Genomic DNA, 16822 nt, shown 5'->3' with positions numbered 1-16822 from the left:
ATCGTCCTCCGGTGGGTCCCAGCTCAGCCGACGCGCTGTCCAAGTACGAGAATTCGGGTGCGCATGGCACTGACCCTCCCCCCGGCACGCACCCGGTGTCAAGTGGGTGGGACGGGCGTCTCATTATGTGAGCGGAGGGCCGTCCCGCCTCCGAAGACGGCCGCCACTCCACCGGAGTACAGCCCCGCGCCACCGCCCGCGAACGCCGGTTCGACCGGGCCGTGCGGCACCGGAAAGCGGCCGGAGGTCAGCGCCCGGCGCAGCCGGTACTCGTCCAGCGGACCGGAGAAGGCCGTGCCCTGCCCGTGGGTGCAGCCCATCGCGCGCAGCGCGACGACCTGCTCCGGCAGGTCCACACCGTCGGCCACGGACTGGAGCCCGAGGTCGATGGCGATGCGCAGCAGCCCACTGGTGATCTTGTGCAGGCGGGCCGACTCGACCACGCCCTCGACCAGGCCGCGGTCGAGTTTCAGGACGTCCAGGGGCAGGCGTCTGAGGGCCGTGACGGCCGCGTAGCCACCGCCGAAGCCGTCCAGCGCGATCCGGACGCCGAGCCGCCGCAGGGCGCTCAGCCGCCGCTCCAGCTCGTCCAGCGAGACCCGCGGGTCGATGTCGGAGAGCTCGATCACCAGCGCCCCGGACGGGAGCCCGTGCCGGGTCAGCAGGGCCTCCACGGAGCCGGGCGGCAGCGAGCGGTCCAGCAGCCGGCGGGCGCCCATCCGGACCACCACGGGCTTGGACAGGCCGCTCGCGGCCCGCTCGGCGGCCTGCTCGATGGCCTCCTCCAGCACCCACCGGCCCAGTTCGGCGGTCCTGTCGCTGTCCTCGGCCACCCGCAGGAACTCGGCGGGGGCGAAGAGCACCCCCTGCGAGGAGCGCCAGCGCGCCTGGGCGGCCACCGAGGTGATCCGGCCGTTCTCCAGGCACACCACCGGCTGGTGGAGCAGGGCGAACTCGCCGTCGTGCAGGGCGGCCCGCAGACGGGTGGCCAGCTCCGCCTTGCGGACGACGTCCTGCTGCATCTGCGGCTTGTACAGCTCGACCCGGCCCTTGCCGGCCGCCTTCGCCCGGTACATCGCGAGGTCGGCGTTGCGGAGCAGCTCCCCGGCGCCGAGGCCCGGCTCGGCGAAGGCCACGCCGATGGACGCGGCGACCCGGACCTCGTTGCCGTCGATGAGGTACGGCTGGGACAGCGTCACCCTGAGGCGGTCGGCGAGCTCCAGGATGTCCCCTTCGCGGGCGGTGCGGTCGCGGGTGCCGTCCCCGACGATCAGGGCCGCGAACTCGTCGCCGCCGAGCCGGGAGGCGGTGTCCCCGTGGCGGACCGCCTCCTGGAGTCTGCGGGCGGCCTGGACGAGGAGTTCGTCCCCGGCCTGGTGCCCGATGGTGTCGTTGACGGCCTTGAAGCCGTCGAGGTCGATGAAGAGCACCGCGGTGCCGTGGTCGGTGGAGCGCCGGCCGGACAGCGCCTGCTGCACGCGCCGGGTGAACAGCGCGCGGTTGGGCAGGTCCGTGAGCGGGTCGTGCTCCGCGTTGTGCTGGAGCTGCGCCTGCAGGCGCACCCGTTCGGTCACGTCCCGGCTGTTGAAGATCAGGCCGCCGTGGTGGCGGTTGATGGTCGACTCGACGTTGAGCCATCCGCCGCCGCCGGAGCGGAAGCGGCACTCGATGCGGGTCGTGGGCTCCTCCTGCGGGCTGGCGGCGAGGAACCGGCGCACCTCGTGCACCACGCAGCCGAGGTCCTCGGGGTGGATGAGGCCGGCCAGTTCCCTGCCCACCAGCTCCTCCGCGGACCGTCCGTAGACGCCGGCGGCGGCCGGGGAGACGTACCGGAGGACGCCGTTGGGCGCGGCGATCATGATGACGTCGCTCGAGCCCTGCACCAGGGAGCGGAAGTGGTTCTCCTTCTGGGCCAGTTCCTGGGTGAGGGTGATGTTGTCGAGCAGCATGATGCCCTGGCGCACCACGAGGGCCAGCACCACGGCGCCCGCGGTGATCAGCACCACGCGGTCGACGCTGTGCCCGTTGAGCACGTTGTACAGCACGCCCAGGGTGCAGACGGCGGCCGCGAGGTACGGCGTGAGCGCGGCGAGCGAGCCGGTCAGGGGCCGGCCGGCCTGGTACCGCTCGTGGTCGGCGCCCGGCGCGGGCGGCGGGAGGTGGGGGCCGCGGGCGCTCCGGCGCGGTCCGGGCACGTGTGCGTGCGCCACGCGCGCCTGCCGGTCCGCCGGGCGCGGGAGCCCGTCGGCGTGGCGCGGCAGCCCGTCTGCTTGGCTCGGGAGCCTGTCGGCCGCCCGCGCGTGACCGTCCGTCCGGCGGTGGTCCGCCTCGCCGTGGTCCGTGCCGGGGTGGTCGGAGCCGGCGTGGTCGGCGGGATGGTCGGTGCCCGGGTGGTCGGTGCCCGGGTGGTCCGCCTCGGTCCTGTCCGCGGGCCGGCGGCTGGGGTCGGGGCGGTCCGGGTCGGGGCGGGGCGCGGCCCAGGGGGCGTACGCCAGGAGCAGGGACCCGGCGAACCAGCCCGCGTCGAGCAACTGGCCGGAGTGGTAGTTGTTGTGCAGCAGCGGCGAGGTGAACAGCGCGTCGCACATGACGGTCAGGGCGAGGGCGCCGATCGCCGTGTTCACGGCGGTGCGGTTGACGGCGGAGCGCCGGAAGTGCAGCGCGAGCACCATGCTCACCAGGGCGATGTCCATCAGCGGGTACGCCAGCGAGAGCGCGGTGTGCGCCACGCTCGGCCCGTCGAACTTGGCCGCCTGGGCGAGCGCCAGGCTCCAGGACAGCGTGAGCAGCGAGCCGCCGATCAGCCAGGCGTCCAGCGCGAGGCAGACCCAGCCCGCCTTGTTGGCGGGCCGCTTGGCGAGCACCAGCAGGCCGACGATGGCGGGCGGCGCGAAGCACAGGAAGAACAGGTCGGCGTAACTGGGGCTGGGCACCGGCTCGTTCAGGACGACCTCGTACCACCCCCAGACCAGGTTGCCCAGGGACGCCATCGCCGAGGAGAGGGCGAACAGCAGCCAGGCGGGCCGGAAGCGGACCCGCGGGCCGCGGGCGTAGACCGCGCACGACACTGCGGCGGTGCCGGCCGCGGCACTCAGCCCGAAGTCACCCATGATCAGCGCCACTTCGTCCGAGCCCCAGCCGAGTGCGGAACCGACGGCGTATCCCGCGCAGACCAGGGCCAGGACGAGCTGGGGGAACAGGCCGCCCGCGCCGCGCGGGAGGGGCGGTCGGGGCAGGGGGAGGCGCGACGCGGGCCGCGGCCGCGGGGCTCCGCCGAGCGGGGCCGGGGCGGGCGGCGGGCTCACCGGGCCCTCCCGGTCCGCGCCGCCGGGTCCCGCGGGTCCCGGTGCGCCGGGTGGGCGTGCCTCCTGCGCCCGCTGTGCCTGCCGTGGTGATGGCTGCCGTGGTGGCCGCGTCTGCTCGTGGCGGTGCGCCAGGGCCGCCGCCGGCAGCTCCGCCGCGTCGGATCGTTCGTCCATAGGCCGTGCATCGCCCGTCGCCCCCCTCGCAGTCTGCCATGTCCATCCCCGGCGCCGAACGGTGCGCGGCGCAGCCCCTGTCGGGGACGATACACCAGGATCGTCACTCAGGGACATAGCTTCTCTACGCTCCGTGACGACCAGCGGGGATGTGGGTACGCACCGCGTCCAGGAGGTTGCGGACGGTACCCGAAGCGGATTACACGCCTGCCGCTCCCGTCGTCAGGACCACGTTGGCGAGCGGCTCCTGGTTCACAAAGCGGCGCAGCTGGTTGACGAGCAGATGTTCGGCCCGCGGCAGGAAGGCGGACGTGGGGCCGCCGACGTGCGGGCTGACGAGCACACCCGGCGCGTGCCACAGAGGGTGGCCCGGCGGCAGCGGCTCGGGGTCGGTCACGTCGAGCGCGGCGGTGATCCGGCCGCTCTCCAGCTCCGCCAGCAGCGCCTTCGTGTCGACGACGGGGCCGCGGGCGACGTTCACGAGCAGCGCGCCGTCCTTCATCCGCGCGAGGAAGTCGGCTCCCGCCAGGCCGCGCGTGGCCTCGGTCAGGGGCGTGGACAGGATGACGACATCGGCGTCCGGGAGCAGGGAGGGCAGATCGGTGAGCGGGTGCACCGGACCGCGCGCCGTGGTGCGTGCGGAGCGCGCCACGCGCGCCACCCGCGCGAGCTCGAACGGCGCGAGCCGGTCCTCGATGGCGGCGCCGATGGAGCCGTACCCCACGATGAGGACGTTCTTGTCGGCCAGCGCCGGACGGAAGCCTCCCCGCCACTCCCCCCGGTCCTGGGCCCGGACGAAGTCGGGGATGCCGCGCAGCGAGGCGAGGACCAGGGCGAGGGTCAGTTCGGCCGTGCTCGCCTCGTGCACCCCGCGCGCGTTGCACAGCTGCACGCCGGGCGGCAGGTGCCTGAGGCCGGGCTCCACGTGGTCGGTGCCGGCGGACAGCGTCTGCACGACCCGTACCGCGCTCATCCGGGGCAGCGGGCGCACGCCGACGCCGCCGGGCTTCATGTACGGCACGACGTAGAAGGCGCAGTCGGCGGGGTCCGCGGGGAACTCCTCGGCGCCGTCCCAGAAGCGGTAGGCGAGCTCCTCGGGGAGGCCCTCGATCTCGTCCGGCGGGATGGGCAGCCACACGTCAGCAGTCATGGTCCCGAGGCTATGTGAGGGGCGCGGGAACGCAGAGGTTAGGTTGGTTGATCCCAGGACAGGGAGGGTTACGGCCAGGTGGAGCGCAGGACGATCGGCGCGGCGGCGCTCGCGGTGGGGGCCGTCGGACTCGGGTGCATGCCGATGAGCTGGGCGTACAGCGCGTCGCGGCAGCGGGGCGAGGAGTCGCTCAGGGCGGTGCGCCGGGCACTGGACCTGGGCTCGACGCTGCTGGACACGGCCGACATGTACGGCCCGTTCACCAACGAGCTGCTGCTGGGGCGGGCGTTGAAGGAGCGGCGCGCGGACGCGTTCGTGTCGACCAAGGTCGGGCTGCTGGTGGGCGAGCAGCACATCGTGGCCAACGGGCGCCCCGGCTATGTGCGGCGCGCCTGCGACGCCTCGCTGCGGCGGCTGCAGACGGACGTCATCGACCTGTACCAGCTGCACCGCGCCGACCCCGAGGTGCCGGTGGAGGAGACCTGGGGGGCGATGGCGGAGCTCGTACGGGCCGGGAAGGTGCGGGCGCTGGGCCTGTGCGCCGTCGGGGCGCGCAGGGGGCGGCGGCCCGGGGCGCGGCTGCACGACGGAACGATCCGGCAGCTGGAGCGGGTGCAGCAGGTCTTCCCGGTGAGCGCGGTGCAGGCCGAGCTGTCGGTGTGGTCGCCGGAGGCGCTGGACGGTCTGCTGCCGTGGTGCGAGGCGCGCGGCATCGGCTTCCTCGCCGCGATGCCGCTGGGCAGCGGCTTCCTCACCGGCACGCTCACTCCCGGCGGGGGCTTCGAACGGGACGACGTGCGCGCCCGCCACCCCCGTTTCACCGCCGAGATGATGGCCGCCAACCAGCCGATCGTCGCGGGCCTGCGCCGGGTGGCCGCACGGCACGGCGCGAACGTCACGCCGGCGCAGGTGGCGCTGGCCTGGGTGCTGGCCCAGGGCCGCCACGTCGTCGCGCTGCCGGGCACCAAGCGGGAACGCTGGGTGACGGACAACGCCGGGGCGGCGGGGCTGCGCCTGACCGCACGGGACCTGGCCGAGGTGGGGCATCTGCCCGCGGCGCAGGGGTCCTGGGACTGAGGACGGCCCGGACCCGGCGGAGTGCGCCGGGGCCCTGCCCGAACCCGGCGCGCCGGACCGGGCACGGCGCCCGGACCCGGCGCGACGACCGGGCCGAGCGCGGCCGACCGCCCGCGCGGAGCGTCGGATCGCGGTGAACCGGGAACCTGGGAGGCGTGGGCGGAGTAAGACAGGAGGACCCGCCGCGTCGAAGGGACATGATCGTGCGACGTCGAGCTGTGACGGCCGCCCTGGCCGCCGGCGCGCTGCTGTGGACGGCCGGCTGCTCCGGCACCGGGGGCGGCCCGTCGGGCGCCGGCACCGAGGCGCCGAGCCGTACGGCCGCGACGGCCTCGCCCTCCGGGCCGGCGGCCGGGGAGACCGCGCCGCCGACCAAGGGCTCGGTGAAGGTGCTGCGCACGATCGCGGAGGGCCTCGACACCCCGTGGGGCCTGGCGCCGCTGCCCGGCGGCGGCCTGCTCGTCTCCTCCCGCGACCGGGCGACGATCACCCGGGTCGACGAGAGGACCGGACGGAAGACCGAGCTCGGCACGGTGTCCGGGGTGGCCCCGGAGGGCGAGGGCGGCCTGCTCGGCATCGCCCTCTCCCCCGCCTTCGCCTCCGACCACATGATCTACGCGTACTTCACCTCGGCCTCGGACAACCGCATCGTGCGCGTGCTGTACGACGAGAAGAAGCCCGCCGGTGAGCAGCTCGGGGCGCCGGACACGGTCTTCAAGGGCATCCCCAAGGGCCTCATCCACAACGGCGGCCGGATCGCCTTCGGCCCGGACCGGATGCTGTACGCGGGCACCGGCGAGACCGGTGACCGGGGCCTGGCCCAGGACACCGCATCACTGGGCGGCAAGATCCTGCGGATGACGCCGGAGGGCGAACCGGCCCCGGGCAACCCGTTCCCGGGGTCCCCGGTGTACTCGTACGGCCACCGCAATGTGGAGGGGCTCGCCTGGGACGACGAACAGCGCCTGTTCGCCTCGGAGTTCGGCCAGGACACCTGGGACGAGGTGAACGCGATCAGGCCGGGCGGCAACTACGGCTGGCCGGACGCCGAGGGCAGGTCCGGCAATCCCAGGTTCGTGAATCCGTTGACGCAGTGGCACACGGACGACGCGTCCCCGAGCGGCATCGCGTACGCCGCGGGCTCCCTCTGGGTGGCCGCGCTGAAGGGGGAGCGTCTGTGGCGCGTCCCGCTGCGGGGCACCCGGGCGTCGGCGCCCCCGCAGGCCTTCCTGAAGGGCGAGTACGGCCGGCTGCGCACGGTGGTCGCGGCGGGCGGGGACAGGCTGTGGCTGGTGACCAGCAACACCGACGGCCGGGGCAGCCCGAAGAAGGGCGACGACCGCATTCTGGAGCTCCGGGTGACGTAGGGCCCTTCTCCCGGTCAGCCCGGTCAGCCCGGTCCGCGGCGCCCGGCGCCTACTCCTCGCCGGTGTCCTCCCGGGCCGGCGGCGGGGGATGCCTGACGACGACCTTCCCGGACGCGAGGTCGATCGGCCCCCGCCCCGGGTCGCCGTCACCGACGTCCTCCCGGGTCAACTCGAGCCGGTTCCGCTCGTCCCGGGTGTGCTTGCGGCCGGGCGCGAACAGTTCCTCGAAGACGTTGAACACGGCACCTCCCCCTTGCCGGTTTCCCTTCAGCGTACGTTTCAGCCCGGCGCCGGGGCGGTGAGCGCGTCGGCGGGGAACAGGCCCAGCCGGTGCGCCACCGCCGCCGCCTCGCCGCGCCCGGAGACGCCGAGCTTGCCCAGGATGTTCGACACGTGGACGCTGGCCGTCTTCGGGGAGATGAACAGTTCCTCGGCTATCTGGCGGTTGGTGCGGCCGGCGGACACCAGGCGCAGCACGTCGCGCTCCCTGCTGGTGAGGCCGAGGGACCCGGCGGGATCGGCGTCGGCGGGCGCCCGGCGCGGGGCGCGGGCCAGGGTGAGGCGGGCGCGCTGGGCGAGCAGGGCGACGGAGTCGGCGAGGGGGCGGGCGCCGAGGTGCCCGGCGACGGCGTGGGCCAGCCGCAGCAGCTCGGTGGCGCGCTCCCGCTCGTCGTCGTCCCCGGCCGCGAGCAGGGCCTCGGCCAGCCGGTGACGCACCCGGGCCAGGTCGTAGGGGCGCTCCAGGGACTCGAAGGCCTCGACGAGGCCGGCCCAGTCCTCGGCGCTGTCGCGGCCCTCGGCGCGCAGCAGTTCCGCGCGCACCCAGCGCTCGTAGGCCTGCCAGACGGGCACGTGGGTGGCCAGCGTCCTGGCGGCCCCCCGGATGCGGTCGAGGGTCTCGGCGCGTCCCGGGCCGGCCGCGGGCAGCGCGGCGGCGCGGGTCTCCACGGTGGCGGCGGTGAGCAGCAGCGGCCAGCAGTACCGCTGGGTGCCGGGCGGGAAGCCGGATTCCAGGACCTGTTCGAGCTGGGCGCGGGCGTCCAGCAGGCGGCCCTCGCCGGCGGCGACCGCGAGCGCGATGCGGACCAGCGGCAGCTCGTGCTGCGGGGCGTAGTCGTGGGAGCCGAAGTGATCCCGCGCGGCGGCCAGTTGGCGGGCCGCCTCGTCCAGGTCGCCGCGGGCGAGGGCGAGTTCGGCGCGGATCCGGGCGCGGAAACCGCGCGGCTTGGCGCTCTGCCCGACGCGCCCCGAGCGGGTCGCCGCCTCGGCGGCCTCGTCCCACCGGCCCAGGGTGAACAGGGACTCGGCGAGGTTGCCCCACACCCAGGCCTCGGTGTCCAGTTGCCGGAAGCGCCGGGCGAACGCGATCCCCTCCTCCATGAGGGGCACGGCCTCGCGGGAGCGTCCGACGGACTCCAGCTCGGACGGCAGGTTCACGTAGCAGCGGCCCGCCACGCCGGGGATCCCGTCCTCGACCGTCCGCCGTTTGACCTCGTACATCTCGGCGAGTCCCGCCTCGACGTCCCCGGCCTCGACTCTGAGGTTGTTCAGGGTGAGGCGGGCGTTCATCTCGATCTCGCGGGCGCCGACCATGCGCGCGTACTCCACGGCCCGTTCGGCGGAGGTGAAGGCATCGGGGCCCGGTGCGTGGACCATCGACCAGTTGGCGACGTGGGCCAGCACCTCGGCGTGCACCTCCGACGGCGGCAGGCCGCGCACCAGCTCCTGTGCGGTGGCCAGTTCCTGCCAGCCGTCGCCGTGGGCCTTGGACTGCACCAGCCGGGAGCGCTGGATCCAGAACCAGGCGGCGCGCAGGGGGTCGTACTCGTCCTCCAGGAGGCGCAGCGCCCGCTTGGTGATCTTCATGGCGAGGTCGCGCTCGCCGCTGAGGCGGCCCGCGACGACGGCCTCCGCCATCAGGTCGAGGTAGCGCAGGGGGGCGGCGGAGGGTTCGGGGCCGCCGGGGCCGCCCGCACGCCCTGCGGGCGGTGAGGGCCGGTAGGCCTCGGCGTAGTCCGCCGGGCGCAGTCGTGCCCGTACGTCCTCGGGGGCGGCGTCCCACAGTTCCATCGCCCGCTCCAGGAGCCGCAGTTGCTCGCTGTAGGCGTGCCGGGCGCGGGCCGCGACGGTGGCGTCGAGGACGGCGGGCAGGGCCTTGGCCGGGTCGTGGGCGTGGTACCAGTAGCTGGCCAGCCGCATGACCCGTTCGCCGGCGGGGACGAGGGCCGGGTCGGCCTCCAGTGCCTCGGCGTAGCGGCGGTTGAGGCGGGAGCGCTCGCCGGGCAGCAGGTCGTCGCTGACCGCCTCGCGCACCAGGGAGTGCCGGAAGCGGTAGCCGTCCCCGGTGGGCGCGGCGAGGAGGATGTTGGCGTTCACGGCGGCCCGCAGCGCCTCGATCAGGTCGTCCTCGGCGAGCCGGGCCACGGCGGCGAGCAGCCGGTACTCGACGGTGGAGCCGCCCTCGGCGGCGATCCGGGCGACCCGCTGGGCGGGCTCGGGAAGCGCCTCCACCCGGACCAGGAGCAGGTCCCGCAGGGACTCGCTGAGGCAGGCCCGGCCCTCGCGGGCGGCGACGGCGAGTTCCTCGACGAAGAAGGCGTTGCCGTCGGAGCGGTCGAAGATCTCGTCGACCTGGACGGGGTCCGGCTCGGTGGCGATGATGCCGGCGATCTGGCGGCCCACCTCCTGGCGGTTGAAGCGGGCGAGCTCGAGGCGGCGGACGGTGCGCAGCCGGTCCAGTTCGGCGAGCAGCGGGCGCAGCGGATGGCGGCGGTGGATGTCGTCGGAGCGGTAGGTGGCCAGGACGACGAGACGGCCGGTGCGCAGGGTGCGGAAGAGGTAGGACAGCAGGTGCCGGGTGGAGGCGTCGGCCCAGTGCAGGTCCTCCAGGACGACGACGACCGTGCGGTCGCGGGACACGTGCTCCAGCAGCCGCGCGGTGAGCTCGAAGAGGCGGGCCATGCCCTCCTCGTCGTGCCGGCCCGCTCCGCGGGCGGTGGTGGTCTCGGCCAGCTCGGGCAGCAGCCGGGCGAGTTCCTCCTCCTGGCCGGCGGCGGCCGCGGCCAGTTCGCCGGGCAGTTCGCGGCGCAGGGCGCGCAGGGCGGTGGAGAAGGGGGCGAACGGCAGTCCGTCGGCGCCGATCTCCACACAGCCGCCGAGCGCGACGACGGCGCCGCGGCGGCAGGCGGCGGTGGCGAACTCCTCGGTCAGACGCGTCTTGCCCACGCCCGCCTCGCCGCCGGCCAGCAGGGCCTGCGGCTCCCCCGCGTCGGCGCGGGCGAGCGCGTCGTGCAGCGTCTCCAACTCGTCGCCGCGACCGACGAACACCGGACTGACGGACCTGGTCTCCACAGCCCAGAGCATCGCACGCGGGTCCGACACCGCGGCACCGGTTTTCGACCGCCCGCCCTCCGCCGCACCCGCACCCGCGGCACCCGGCCCGGGACCTGCCCCGGCCTGCCCGCGACCGGCGGCTCCCCGCCCCCGGCCGGTCACGGACGGAAAGCCCCGGCCCAGGGGGACGGGGCTTTCCGGCGGGGCGGTCATGCGGCGCGGGTGAAGCGGTGGCGGCGGGGGTGTTCGGTATGGGATTCCGCCTCCGGGGTCTCCGGGCCGGCCGGGCGGCGCCCGGCGCGGCCGCCGCGGAGCACCGCGCGCACCAGTCGCTCGTGCGCGGCCCGGCGGCGCAGGTCGGCGGAACGCAGCTGGTGGAGCTCGTAGTCGAACATGGCGTCTGTCTCCCTGGTGAGAGGTGGTTTCCGGTGCCGCTTTCCGCGACTCCTCCACCTTCGTCTCCCAGGGGGGCCGGCCACATCGGGAGAGTTCCGCATCTTGCGCGGCGCTCGGGGCCTTAGACGGGCGGGTGGCGTACGTAAGACATGCGCGGGGGGCCTCAGGGCGGCCGTGAGGTGTCCACGGCAGCCCTAAGGCCCCCCGCCCGTCCGGGGCGCGATGCCCGGGCGGTGCGTCAGGTCGTCGGCAGGCCGAGCAGGACGCCGGTGTACTTCAGGACGGCCAGCAGCAGCCCGAGGACGCCCAGCACGACGCCCGCCCAGGCGACCGACTTGATCCAGACCGCCTGCGGCCTGCCCGGGGCGCCGAACGCGGGCCGGGCGAGGACCACGACGCCGACGACCAGCGCGAGGAGGGCGAACAGCCCGCCCCACAGCGCGGTGGCCTGCCAGGAGTCGCCGTACACCGCCTTGATCTGCTTGGCCACGGTCGCCGAGGAGGCCGTCTGCAGCTGGCCGATGAGCTGGGCCCGCGCACCGGCGACGGTGCCGAGCCAGCTCCCGGTCAGCGAGACGAGGCCCAGCGCGGCGGCGACGACGGCGCCGGCGCCCTGGCCGACCCCGGTGGGACCGCTCGCCTCGGCTCCGGCGGCTTCCCCGGCCTCGGCGGTCGCGGCGCTCTCGGAGCGCTCGGGGGCGGCCGCCGCGTCGGCGTCACCGACGCCCGCGCGGGCGCCCTGGACGGTGCCCTTCTCGTCGGTCCCCGTCGTTTCCTCGGCCTGGCCCGGCGTGGTGGCGTCGGGTCGGTCGGACTTGGTCACGTTCACCGTCTCCTGGTCGTTCTTCGCCTCGGCCCCGTGGGCGGCTCCGGCCTCGTCTGCAGTCTTGGTTCCCATGCCTCGCACCGTACGGACGCTGTCTGAGAGGTCTCTTCATGGTCGTCGCGGTCTCTTGCCGATCACGGTGAGCGGCGCGCGCCCTCCGGCGCGTCAGTGCCCACGCGTGCGTGCGGCACGCCACTCGGGGGCCAGCACCGCCCAGATCTCGGTGTCCTGGCGTGCGCCCCGGTAGGGGTGGCTCTCGCGGAGCACACCCTCGCGGGTCAGCCCCAGCCGCCGGGCCACGCCGATGCTCGGTTCGTTGGCCGACGACACGTACCACTCCACACGGTGCATGCCGCGCTCGTCAAACGCCCAGTCGATCAGCACCCGTGCGCCGCGGGTGACCAGCCCGCGACCGGTCCCGGCCGGCTCCAGCCAGCAGCCGATCTCGCAGTTGCCGCTGGCGGCGTCGAAGACGCGGAACAGCAGCCCGCCGACCAGTTTCCCGTCCAGCCACAGCCCGTGCAGGAAGCCGCTGTCGGCGGCGCGCTTGTCGGCGTACGCCTGGAGGACCGCGCGGGCGGAGTCCACGTCGGTGGCGTTCGCGCCGAACGGGATGTGCCGGGTGATGAAGTCCCGGCCCCGGTCGAGGTGCGCGAGGAACTCCTCGGCGTGCCAGGGTTCCAGCGGCCTCAGCTCGGCCCCGTCGTCACCCAGGGATGTCGCGTACATCGCGCTGCCGCTCCTTCGGTTCGCCGTCGACGTCCACGAGCCTCTCATGGGCGGCGCGGCACTCGGGCGGCTCGATGCTGATCCGGGGCAGGACGCGGTCCAGCCGGCGCGGCAGCCACCAGTTGGCGCCGCCGAGCAGGTGCATCAGCGCGGGCACCAGCAGGGTGCGCAGCACGAAGGCGTCGAGGGCGACGGCGGAGGCCAGCGCGATGCCGAACATGGCGATCACCCGGTCGCCGCTGAGGACGAAGGCGAGGAAGACGGAGATCATGATGACCGCGGCCGAGTTGATCACCCGGCTGGTCTCGGCGAGGCCGACACGGACGGCGCGCCGGTTGTCGCCGGTCTCCAGCCACTCCTCGTACATCCGGCTGACCAGGAAGACCTGGTAGTCCATGGAGAGCCCGAAGAGGACGGAGACCATGATCACGGGGAGGAACGGCTCGATCGGGCCGGCGCGGCCGAGGCCGAGCAGTTCGCTGCCCCAGCCCCACTGGAAGACCGCGACGACGACCCCGAAGGCGGCGGCGACGGCGGCGACGTTCATCACGGCGGCCTTCAGGGGGATGCCCAGCGACCGGAACGCGAGCAGCAGCAGGACGCAGCCGAGGCCGACGACCACGCCGACGAACAGCGGCAGCCGGCCCACGATGATCCCGGCGAAGTCGTCGTACCCGGCGGTGACGCCGCCGACGTGCACGTCGAGCGAGGTGCCGGTCTCGGCGCGCGGCAGCACCTCGGTGCGCAGCCGGTCGACGAGGTCGCTGGTGCGCTGCGACTGGGGCGCGGAGTCGGGGACGACGGTCAGGTAGGCGGTGCCGCCGCCGGTGTTGTAGGTCACCGGGGTCACCGCGGCGACGCCCTCGGTGGAGCGCAGGGTGGCGTCGAGGTTGTCCAGGGCGAGCCGGTCCTCGGCGCCGTCCACCCGGGTCACTAGGGTCAGCGGGCCGTTGACGCCGGGGCCGAAGCCCTCGGCGACGAGGTCGTAGGCCCGGCGTGTGGTCGTCGACGCCGGGTCGTTGCCCTGGTCCGAGCTGCCCAGGCGCAGGGAGAGCGTGGGAACGGCGAGCACGGTGACGACGGCCAGGGCGAGCGCGCCGAGCAGTTTGGGGTGGCGTTCGACGAAGGCGGACCAGCGGGCGGCGAACCCGGTGGGCAGTTCGGGCTCGGGCCCGTGCTCGGCCAGCCGGCGCCGCTCCCGCCGGCTCAGGGCGCGCGGGCCGATCCAGGACAGCAGGGCGGGCAGCAGGGTCACCGAGGCCGCGACGGTGAGCAGGACGGTCACCGAGGCGGCGACCGCGACCCCGTTGAGGAAGCCGAGCCGCAGGATCAGCATGCCCAGCAGGGCGATGCACACGGTGGCGCCCGCGAAGACGACGGCGCGGCCCGTGGTGGCGACGGCGGTCGTGGCCGCCTCGGTGGTGCTCAGTCCGCGCTTCAGTCCGCGCCGGTGCCGGGTGACGATGAACAGCGCGTAGTCGATGCCGACGCCGAGCCCGACCAGCAGCCCGAGCATGGGCGCGAAGTCGGCCACGGTCATGGCGTGGCCGAGGAGTCCGACGGCCGCGTAGGCGGTGCCGACGCCGACCAGCGCGGTGGCGATCGGCACCAGGGAGGCGGCGAGCGAGCCGAAGGCGAGGAAGAGCACCGCGGCGGCCACGACCACGCCGACGGCCTCGGCGAGGTGCCCGCCGGAGGACTCGGTCAGGCCGACGGCGGTGCCGCCGAGCTCCACCTGGAGCCCGTCGGTCCGGGCGGACCTGGCGGCCTCGACCACGGCGCTCGCCTCGGTTCGGGTGACCTCCCGGGCCGGGTGGCGGAAGGTGACGGTCGCGTACGCGGTGTGCCCGTCGGCGCTGATCCGGTCCGCGCCCTGGGCCGTGTACGGGCCGGTCACGGAGGCGATCTGGGGCAGGGCCGCGATCCGGTCCAGGGTGTGGGACATCGTCCGCTCGACGGCCGGGGCGCGCACGGTGCCGTGCGAGGTGTGCCAGACGACGGTGTCGCCGTCCCCGCCGAGGCCCGGGAAGCCCTCCTGAAGCAGCTGGGTCGCACGGCCCGACTCGGTGCCCGGGACCTCGTAGTCGTTCGAGTACGCGGAACCGGCGGCAGTGGCGGCCGCGGTGGCCCCGGCGAAGGCGAGGAGCCACAGCAGGACGACGAGGAGGCGGTGCCGGACACACCAGCGCGCGAGGGCTGCCACGGACGTGCTCCCGAGGGGACTATGTGTGGATCTTTGACCGGGAACATTCGCCGATGAACGGAACAGCCCGCAAAGAACGCATGAGCAAGGTGATGCCACTCTTGCAGGCCCATATGATCCTTTATGGGGATCGTGTGCTGATTCACATGAATGGGACCCAATTCACAGGACGATCCCGCGCGGACCGCCGGGCCGGGACGACCCGATCAAAAGGGTCAAAAAGTCCACAATCGGCTGCCTCAGTCGAACTGGTCGCCGAGTGCCATCACCATCACCCCGGCGATCAGGAGCCACAGCGCCCTCCGGGTGTGGCCCCGGGCCCCCAGAGCGGCGGCGAGCGCGCAGACGGCGGCGCCGAGGGCGTAGGCGGCGGGAACGAGCGCCGGGGACGAGCCGGTGAGGCGCAGCAGCGACGCGGCGAGCCCGGCGAGCGTCAGCAGGGCGCCCGACCCCGACGCCGTCCAGCGGGCGCGGCGCGCCACCTCCGCCGGATCCTCACCGTCGTCGTCGATCACGGGGGCGGACTCGGCGCCCTCGTCGCCCTCAGGTACGCCGGCACCCTCGACGTCGCCCTCTTCGGCTATGCCGGGGGGCGTTTCGGAATCGGCGCGTCCATTCATGCCGGGCGAGCGTAGCGCGTCGGTCCCCAAGCCCGGTGCGGGGGGTCGCGGCCGGTGACACACCTGGGGGGACGCGTCGCGACCGACGCGTCCCCCCAGTGCTCGACCGTACCGGCCCGGGATCAGCCCTCGACGCCCAGCTTCTCCAGGATCAGCTCCTTGACGCGGGCCGCGTCCGCCTGGCCGCGCGTGGCCTTCATGACGGCGCCGACCAGGGCGCCGGCCGCGGCCACCTTGCCACCGCGGATCTTGTCCGCGATGGCGGGATTGCCGGCGATGGCCTCGTCGACGGCGGCGGTCAGCGCGCCCTCGTCGGAGACGACCTTCAGGCCGCGCTTCTCGACGACCTCGTCCGGGCTGCCCTCACCGGCGAGGACGCCCTCGATGACCTGGCGGGCCAGCTTGTCGTTGAGCTCGCCGGAGGCGACGAGTCCGGCCACCCGGGCGACCTGCTCCGGCGTGATCGCCAGCTCGTCCAGGGACCTGCCGGACTCGTTGGCCTGCCGCGCCAGTTCACCCATCCACCACTTGCGGGCGGAGGCGGCGTCGGCGCCGGCCCCGATCGTGGCGACGATCGGGTCGAGGGCGCCGGCGTTGAGGATCGCCTGCATGTCGGTACCCGACACGCCCCACTCCTCGCGGAGCCGGTTGCGGCGCACCAGCGGCAGCTCCGGCAGCGCGGCGCGGATCTCCTCGACCCACTCGCGGGCGGGGGCCACCGGGACGAGGTCGGGCTCCGGGAAGTACCGGTAGTCCTCGGCCTCCTCCTTCACCCGGCCCGAGGTGGTGGAGCCGGTGTCCTCGTGGAAGTGGCGGGTCTCCTGGACGATCGTGCCGCCGGCGCCGAGCACGGCGGCGTGGCGCATGATCTCGTAGCGGGCGGCGCGCTCCACGGACCGCAGCGAGTTGACGTTCTTCGTCTCGGAGCGCGTGCCGAACGTGTCGCTGCCCTTGGGCATCAGCGACAGGTTCACGTCGCAGCGCATCTGGCCCATCTCCATACGGGCCTCGGAGACACCGAGCGCCCGGATGACCTCGCGCAGCTCGCGGACGTACGCCTTGGCGACCTCGGGAGCGCGGTCACCGGCGCCGACGATCGGCTTGGTGACGATCTCGATGAGCGGGATGCCGGCCCGGTTGTAGTCCAGCAGCGAGTAGTCGGCGCCGTGGATGCGGCCGGTGGCACCGCCCACGTGGGTGGACTTGCCGGTGTCCTCCTCCATGTGGGCGCGCTCGATCTCCACGCGGAAGGTCGTGCCGTCCTCCAGCTGCACGTCGAGGTGGCCGTCGAAGGCGATCGGCTCGTCGTACTGGGAGGTCTGGAAGTTCTTCGGCATGTCCGGATAGAAGTAGTTCTTCCGGGCGAAGCGGCACCACTCGGCGATCTCGCAGTTCAGGGCGAGACCGATCTTGACGGCGGACTCGACACCGGTCGCGTTGACGACCGGGAGCGAGCCGGGCAGGCCGAGGCAGGTGGGGCAGGTCTGCGTGTTCGGTTCCGCGCCGAGCGCGGTGGAACAGCCGCAGAACATCTTGGTCTTGGTGCCGAGTTCGACATGGACCTCGAGGCCCATGACGGGGTCGTAGGTCGCCAGCGCGTCCTCGTACGACACCAGGTCGGTCGTGGTGGTCACGGTGAAAA

The 16822-nt window shown here is 74.2% G+C and carries 12 protein-coding genes; 2 read left to right on the top strand and 10 right to left on the bottom strand.

Annotated features, from left to right (window positions below; all coding sequences use genetic code 11):
* Positions 1–98: 98 nt before the first annotated feature.
* Together ACIPM1_RS28570 and ACIPM1_RS28565 are read right to left on the bottom strand one after the other, a co-directional pair.
* Positions 99–3305 (bottom strand): EAL domain-containing protein, encoded by a 3207-nt coding sequence (locus tag ACIPM1_RS28570; RefSeq protein ID WP_402439411.1) that lies wholly within the window; start codon positions 3303–3305, stop codon positions 99–101.
* A gap of 373 nt (positions 3306–3678) precedes the next feature.
* A complete protein-coding gene (locus tag ACIPM1_RS28565; protein ID WP_402439410.1) occupies positions 3679–4629 on the bottom strand; it encodes a 2-hydroxyacid dehydrogenase in 951 nt (316 codons plus the stop codon).
* A 78-nt stretch (positions 4630–4707) separates the two neighbouring features.
* Here ACIPM1_RS28565 and ACIPM1_RS28560 point away from each other — a divergent pair, with 78 nt between their 5' ends.
* Both ACIPM1_RS28560 and ACIPM1_RS28555 read left to right on the top strand, forming a co-directional pair.
* On the top strand, positions 4708–5706 hold the full coding sequence (locus tag ACIPM1_RS28560; protein ID WP_402439408.1) for an aldo/keto reductase: 999 nt from the start codon (positions 4708–4710) through the stop codon (positions 5704–5706).
* A gap of 197 nt (positions 5707–5903) precedes the next feature.
* Positions 5904–7073 (top strand): PQQ-dependent sugar dehydrogenase, encoded by a 1170-nt coding sequence (locus ACIPM1_RS28555; protein WP_402439406.1) that lies wholly within the window; start codon positions 5904–5906, stop codon positions 7071–7073.
* Positions 7074–7122: 49 nt separating this feature from the next.
* Here the strand turns inward: ACIPM1_RS28555 and ACIPM1_RS28550 are convergent, their stop codons facing one another.
* From ACIPM1_RS28550 to gatB, 8 genes are all read right to left on the bottom strand, one after another.
* Positions 7123–7314 (bottom strand): DUF6191 domain-containing protein, encoded by a 192-nt coding sequence (locus ACIPM1_RS28550; RefSeq protein WP_402439405.1) that lies wholly within the window; start codon positions 7312–7314, stop codon positions 7123–7125.
* 38 nt (positions 7315–7352) lie between these two features.
* Complete coding sequence (locus ACIPM1_RS28545) at positions 7353–10436, bottom strand: AAA family ATPase (protein WP_402439403.1); 3084 nt, start codon at positions 10434–10436, stop codon at positions 7353–7355.
* 179 nt (positions 10437–10615) lie between these two features.
* The gene (locus ACIPM1_RS28540) at positions 10616–10801 is read right to left on the bottom strand and encodes a hypothetical protein (RefSeq protein WP_402439402.1); all 186 of its coding nucleotides are present in this window, start codon (positions 10799–10801) and stop codon (positions 10616–10618) included.
* 239 nt (positions 10802–11040) lie between these two features.
* Positions 11041–11700 carry a hypothetical protein gene (locus tag ACIPM1_RS28535; protein ID WP_402439400.1) on the bottom strand — a complete coding sequence of 220 codons (660 nt, stop codon included), beginning with the start codon at positions 11698–11700 and terminating at the stop codon, positions 11041–11043.
* 93 nt (positions 11701–11793) lie between these two features.
* Positions 11794–12357: a GNAT family N-acetyltransferase gene (locus ACIPM1_RS28530; protein WP_402439398.1), complete on the bottom strand. Its 564-nt coding sequence runs from the start codon at positions 12355–12357 to the stop codon at positions 11794–11796.
* A complete protein-coding gene (locus ACIPM1_RS28525) occupies positions 12335–14560 on the bottom strand; it encodes an MMPL family transporter (RefSeq protein ID WP_402439396.1) in 2226 nt (741 codons plus the stop codon). Before ACIPM1_RS28525 ends, ACIPM1_RS28530 begins: the two co-directional genes overlap by 23 nt.
* A 239-nt stretch (positions 14561–14799) precedes the next feature.
* Positions 14800–15180: a hypothetical protein gene (locus tag ACIPM1_RS28520; protein WP_402439394.1), complete on the bottom strand. Its 381-nt coding sequence runs from the start codon at positions 15178–15180 to the stop codon at positions 14800–14802.
* 122 nt (positions 15181–15302) lie between these two features.
* Positions 15303–16814 (bottom strand): Asp-tRNA(Asn)/Glu-tRNA(Gln) amidotransferase subunit GatB, encoded by a 1512-nt coding sequence (gene gatB, locus ACIPM1_RS28515; protein WP_402439392.1) that lies wholly within the window; start codon positions 16812–16814, stop codon positions 15303–15305.
* Positions 16815–16822: the final 8 nt, after the last annotated feature.

The sequence above is a fragment of the Streptomyces sp. NPDC086766 genome (genome assembly GCF_044746005.1).
GTDB lineage: Bacteria > Actinomycetota > Actinomycetes > Streptomycetales > Streptomycetaceae > Streptomyces.
This window is presented reverse-complemented; position numbering and strand designations above follow the sequence as displayed.